We start from the raw sequence: 6000 nt of genomic DNA on the forward strand, positions 1-6000 counted from the left end.
AATTAATACTTCCACGAAATTATCCATCGTATTCAACAGGAAATCCAACCAGAGATGAACATGCAGCATTGCTTTATTTTATGAGAACATCGACATCAGACTTATTAATAGAAAGAGTGACGATAGGTTCCCCTTCAAAGGAGGATATGTCATAGAATGTAATCTCATCATCTTTTAACTCGTAAGTTAGCAATACATCAATCCCATAATCATTTTTTGAGTTACAATAGTTTCTTAATTTCTTCTTGAGTTCCAGCATTTCATTTACATTTTCAAATGCATCATAAAAAATAGATGAATCCAATGTTTTATTAGTATACAAATATTCCAGATTAAACTGTTCAGACTGATGTGTTGAGTATCCTATACAAAATACCCCGCTCCCGTCTGAACGGATATAATTAAAGCATCTATCACAGCTTTCTTATAGAATATTGCTGAAGTCAATGGCATGACTGCAACAATTAGACCGCCAGGAGACCCTGGCGTAGACCGGGTTGGTCAAAATAATTGAAAGTAATATAGTAACGATTTTTATAAATTTACATCCTTGCATCTTAAGAACCTGATAATACCCAATCAATTTGATGAACTAATTAAAGACAATCATTCATAGTTCGGATGGAAGGATTTTACCTTCAATAGATTTACAAATGGCATATCCCATGTCATCTGAAGATATCAGTTTTTCTCTCTTAATAATGGTTTTACGCATTTCATTTGGAGATGAAACATCAAACGTATAAATTATTACGTTATCATCTTCCAAATCGTAAATCATTGCACCATTGAAACTTGACACTTGGTCATATTGAAAACCATTAAGTTTCTTAGCCAACTCTGTTCGGGACAAATCAGAACTTATAGCATCATCCATAAGTTTATTATCAATATTTTTTGGAATCGTATTTAAATATACAATATCAATGTAAGGCACATAGTCATCAGGTGTACATGATGGGGTTTTAGGATTAACGACACCATAATAATTCCTAAAGTAACCATCAAACACATACTTTATGTTTTTAGCATTTGTTGTTGGTTGTACAAAAAGACATATGCCACCCGGTGAACCGGCGTAAGAAAGCCATGGTATTAATAGCATTGACAAAATCATCTTATTCATCATTTCCTCTATAATGATAACTTAATCGTACGCGCGAATTTTTAGTTAAAAACCATTCATTCCAATTTACTATTATGTAATAAATCACTACGATGTTTTTTTGATAAAACCTGCATCCTCACCTTATTATCAGCTCAATTTGTGATATAAATACCTTTATCAAAAGAAGCATTAGAATATTTAACCCTACCATTATTTAATGTAACTTTATTATTTTTATATGAAGATATAGACTTATCTTCAAATTTCATAGTAGTTACATCCTCTCCCCAATTCACTGTCATTAAGTTCGCATTTATCACTGGCGGGTAAAACGAACTTGATAATTTAACTCCATTTGTTAGATCTAACATTTTATATTTTTGGCAATTTGATCCCTGTCCACCATAAATGCAATTACTTGCATCATAAGATATAATTAACTTATCTATAAATTTATTTTTATTTTTATGATAAATAAGATCATAATATACAAACGCTTGATTAACATCAGTATTAGAAATTCTGGAAACTTTTTCGTCTTTTATATAAAGCGACACTCCATTTTCAGAATTATTATTCGACGTCAAGTTACCTAAAACTGTTATGCAGCTACCTTTTCCTATTTTGCAGCTAAGTTCCGCATAGGCAGAATTGTTAAATACCTCAAAAAAAATTAAAGCATTATAAAAACGCATCATTATTCCATTTTTGTAACACCCATTTACATTAACCATCTTTTTTCTTAATCTAATCCCAATCAATAACCATGGAATTAAAAAGATCATTGACACCTTCCAATAAATCAATTTTATTTTTATCTGTGAATTTTATTGGCTGAGATCCATAAACTGCTGCATAGTTATCTTTCGAGTAAAAGAAAGCATCTTTAATAATACTAACATCTTTACCACCCTTATTTTTAAATATGACATCTGAAATAACAAGCGCTCCGTTAGGCCTAGGCTGATAATTTATTTTTACGCTAAAAGTTAAATGAGCGAGATATTTATATTTAGAATTCCTATTAAAAACATCTCGAATGGTGTCTTTAAGTTCATCTTCATCATAATGATATTTCCCATCCGTTTCATCCCAAATTAGATAACTAGCTCCGCCGGTAGCATAAGCTGATGATGTCAGATTAAAATAATCTTTAATACCTTTGTAATAAATTGGGACTGGATTATCACGACAATCTACTTTACGGGATGCCTTTTGAATTTTTAAATAATCAAAGTTGGCACTATCGAATTTTATAGTTCTACAATAGTTTATTTATTTTGCATGTGGTAACTGTACAGAAAAAAGAGTTAATAAAATAAAAAAACGCACCTAAGAACGCCTTTAGACAATTAGTAATGCCGATTGTTTTTGGATACTACAACAATATAATGGAAAAAATCTTCATTTTATGAGAATCTCGCCACATATCCCAACTATGTTATTCAATTAGCAGACTAGATACTCACTTTAAAAAATGTTGCTCTTAAAAAATCATAATCACTCGAACTAAATAGCAGGAAAGATAGGAGGAAATATAAAATTTTTATCATTTCCTTTTAACAATTAGTTAAAATCATTAAATTTCTAATTATATAAACTGGTGAAATCAAAACAATTTAATCACTAAACATGTTGTTTAGTAAAAAATAATCTGCAAATTTAAAATATTCTGGCCTATCATAACATCCGTTAGCACCTCTGCTAGCCAGCCTATTTATAACACCAATGGTATCAACCATGGATTCTTTATCTGCATTTTACCGTCTTAACCAGTTATCTTAAATCATAGAAATTTCAATTCATCGAATAACAATATGAAATTAATGCTCAGTCATTAAATATTTTTGGAGCACTCCATAAAATCTTTTTCAGTCACTCCTTTATCTTTTAGAATTAAAATATCACCTTCATTAACGGATATTAAATGGCTATCATTTTTAGAGAAACAAAAAAAACCTTTTAAGTAAAAATAAACTTCATAAGTTGAATTGGGTTTATCAGAATCAACTTCATAAACTGCTTTAGTAACAAACCATTCAATGCCTTTACTGTTTTTTAAAGTCTTAACATCTCCATCGAAACCTAGGCATTGCTCGAAATCTTCTGCGTAGCCAGAGTTAAACTTTCTTTCTGGAATAAATACCATTTCATTTATTGCATATGCTAGATTGCATCGTGAGTAAGGCTCATTTATTCCTTTAATACCTTCACGATTGAATACGAACGGATAAGCATATGTATTTTCATCACTATAAATATAGTATGGTAAAAAACCAGAAGGTGGGGCCATTACCTCATATACCTTTGAGAGAACATAGGGCTTCCCATTTTTAAACACATATTTCTCCACAGAGCTTATAACATCAAAATTATTGTTCGCTCTGGATCCAAATGGAGCCAATGTCAAAGACAGAAAAATAGCATAAAGCATTAAAAATATTGCTCTCATATATTTACACCTCGCGCTGTTTAGTATAGTCGATAGTGACATCTATACTGTTTCGACCTTTTGATATAGATAACCTCTCGATATAGACATCTCTAATCTCATCATTTAAATAATAATAGCAAAATCTAGTGTAGGCCTGCCTTTCAAAGTATCCATAGTCACCACCATTAACTAACACTGAGCATCTACCAATATTTTCTGAATTTAATCCTTTATCTGAAACCCGATTGATATTTATGCTTTTGCTATGATGCTTCGATATCCAATAAAAACCCGCGCTATCTACAGCACTAAAAGAATTATCTGATATTTCATTAGGATCATAGAAAGGATACCAAAGACTCAACAAATCATCATCTATAGTAACTACTGTTTTTCCTGTTTTTTTATCTTTAGACTTTCTTCTAGGATCTGCCCAGTAGTGACTACTGGCTCTTGAAATTCTCGAGTCTTCATATGAGTAGTCAGAAGCAACATCGGGTAAAAATTCTGTAGTTCTAAATTTTCGATAATCACTGTAATTTTTAGGCCAAGTTAATTGCATAAACCCTCGACCATAAAATGGCTGATAATACTCAGCAGCAGGCGAAACATACTTCCCCTTGCTATTTTTTTTCCCCTTTCCTCCTTCCGTCATCGTTCTTAACATTCCCGTTTCAATATAGATCTGGCCAAGAAAAGCCGCCTTCCTATTTGAAGAATCCATGCCGTATTTATTACATATATAGTTGAAATCTTCATAATATTTAGTCCAACGACCAAAAGATGTTTCCCATGGAATCGTAACGACTATGGGATTACCAGGGTAACCTTCATAATACTTTCTTGGAAGGAGTGATGATAATTCATTATGGCTGAGCCAAGAACACTGTTTGAAATTTCTTATAAAACACTCACCATTGAAACTCCATAACCTTCCAGAAGGAAGGCCACCTATATTAAAACATAGTTTTTTTACATGACTTTTAAATTTTTCATATTCTTCATCCTTCATAGCCAAGTGGTCTTTATCATTATTTTTTAACCATGAATAGCGTGTTTCGATTGTTATTTCATCCCATTCAAAAGGGAAGTGGCAAATTAACTTATCTTTAATTTCATCATACAGACCATCGTCTTGATTTTTTTTCACCACACCTGAATTACATTGACTACTTGTATCTTTATCATCATCAACCATTTGCCACCCTGTCCAATGGGGGAAATCGGCATCGCTAAATTTTTTGATTTCATCAGTAGCAAGATTGACGACACCTTGACCGCCTGAATAGTTTATAGTCAACCATAAAGGTGCATCTTCTGGAACCAACTTTTCATGATCTACATTTATAACCCTTCCAAATCTTAGTAATTCATAACCTGCACTTGGGCAATTTTTATAACGAGACTTAGCGGTTTTATAAAGATTATATTCATATTCTTTTTCATCAACATCAATAAGCGCTTCACCGACCGTAAAAAAGCGCCCTTCAACATTTTCATCCTCCTGCCTCGTCACCACGGTGCAACTTCCTTTAGCCAGAGTCATGCTGGCATACAAAGGTACCGTACTGGTATGTAATTCACTAAGACCTTCAGTGGCAGTGCTATTGTTCTCGGGTGTTTTATTATAAAATTTTGTCCCGACAGGCAAAACAAAATGAATATCGCCATAAACAGCATCGGTTCGACCATCACGGGTGATATCCAGTTTCTGCGTCTTTCTTCCGGTTAATTTTTCAATGTTGTCATCGTCACAAAATATCTGAAAGTGGAAGGCATTTTCTCCATCCACCATGCCAGCTGTTCCTAATGCATCCTTACGATATATCAGAGCATCACTTTTAATGGCTGCGTTAAGTGATTTCAAATGCATATATAACGAGTAAAAAACCACCTTGCCGTTTTCACCACTGCCAATTTCCGTTTCATGTTTCAGCAACACATAACCATTGTCAGTTGCACCATTCAGATTCAATGGCTCAGCACATTTTGCTTCGTCATTGGCGGGAGTGCGAAAAGATACGACCTTGCCATCTGCAATTGCCCTAACTTTTTCTGGGCTACTGCTGTTATCGGTATGTTTAATATGAATTCCGCCATGCCATGAACCGGCTGCACTAACAGGAAAACTGCGGTGTACGTCAGAAGCCATCACACGACTAATCCATGCGGCATCCGTTTCTGTAGCAGATTTGGCTTTTAAAATGGGTGGACTGATGATCATTTAGTGACTCCCTGTCAGGAAAAAGTAAATTTGCCCGAAGGCTCTTTTTTTATTACGGCCAGGCTTGGGAATTCTTCCGGATTGCTCGCCTGTTCCAGCCGGACATACTGGCCCGCTTGCGTGCGGTAATCTCCTGCAGTAGCTGACTCGATCGCATTAGCATCCAGCGTGATATAACTCCCGCCGCCGTTCAGCGTGATCTTCTTCTTCGCGATGATTTTGATTTCATCTTCG

Annotated in this window: 5 protein-coding genes; all 5 read right to left on the reverse strand. The window is 34.1% G+C overall.

Annotated features, from left to right (window positions below; all coding sequences use genetic code 11):
• Positions 1-610: 610 nt before the first annotated feature.
• Positions 611-1126 carry a hypothetical protein gene (locus HX773_RS23230; protein ID WP_176973508.1) on the reverse strand — a complete coding sequence of 172 codons (516 nt, stop codon included), beginning with the start codon at positions 1124-1126 and terminating at the stop codon, positions 611-613.
• Positions 1127-1260: 134 nt separating this feature from the next.
• Complete coding sequence (locus tag HX773_RS23235) at positions 1261-1893, reverse strand: hypothetical protein (RefSeq protein ID WP_176973493.1); 633 nt, start codon at positions 1891-1893, stop codon at positions 1261-1263.
• Positions 1894-2945: 1052 nt separating this feature from the next.
• Positions 2946-3560 carry a hypothetical protein gene (locus HX773_RS23240; RefSeq protein ID WP_176973509.1) on the reverse strand — a complete coding sequence of 205 codons (615 nt, stop codon included), beginning with the start codon at positions 3558-3560 and terminating at the stop codon, positions 2946-2948.
• 4 nt (positions 3561-3564) lie between these two features.
• Positions 3565-5766: a M23 family metallopeptidase gene (locus tag HX773_RS23245; RefSeq protein ID WP_176973510.1), complete on the reverse strand. Its 2202-nt coding sequence runs from the start codon at positions 5764-5766 to the stop codon at positions 3565-3567.
• A gap of 14 nt (positions 5767-5780) precedes the next feature.
• The coding region (locus tag HX773_RS23250; RefSeq protein ID WP_176973511.1) for a DUF2345 domain-containing protein at positions 5781-6000 on the reverse strand (220 nt) is incomplete at its 5' end.

Source organism: Pantoea sp. B9002 (assembly GCF_013385945.1).
Taxonomy (GTDB): Bacteria; Pseudomonadota; Gammaproteobacteria; order Enterobacterales; family Enterobacteriaceae; genus Pantoea.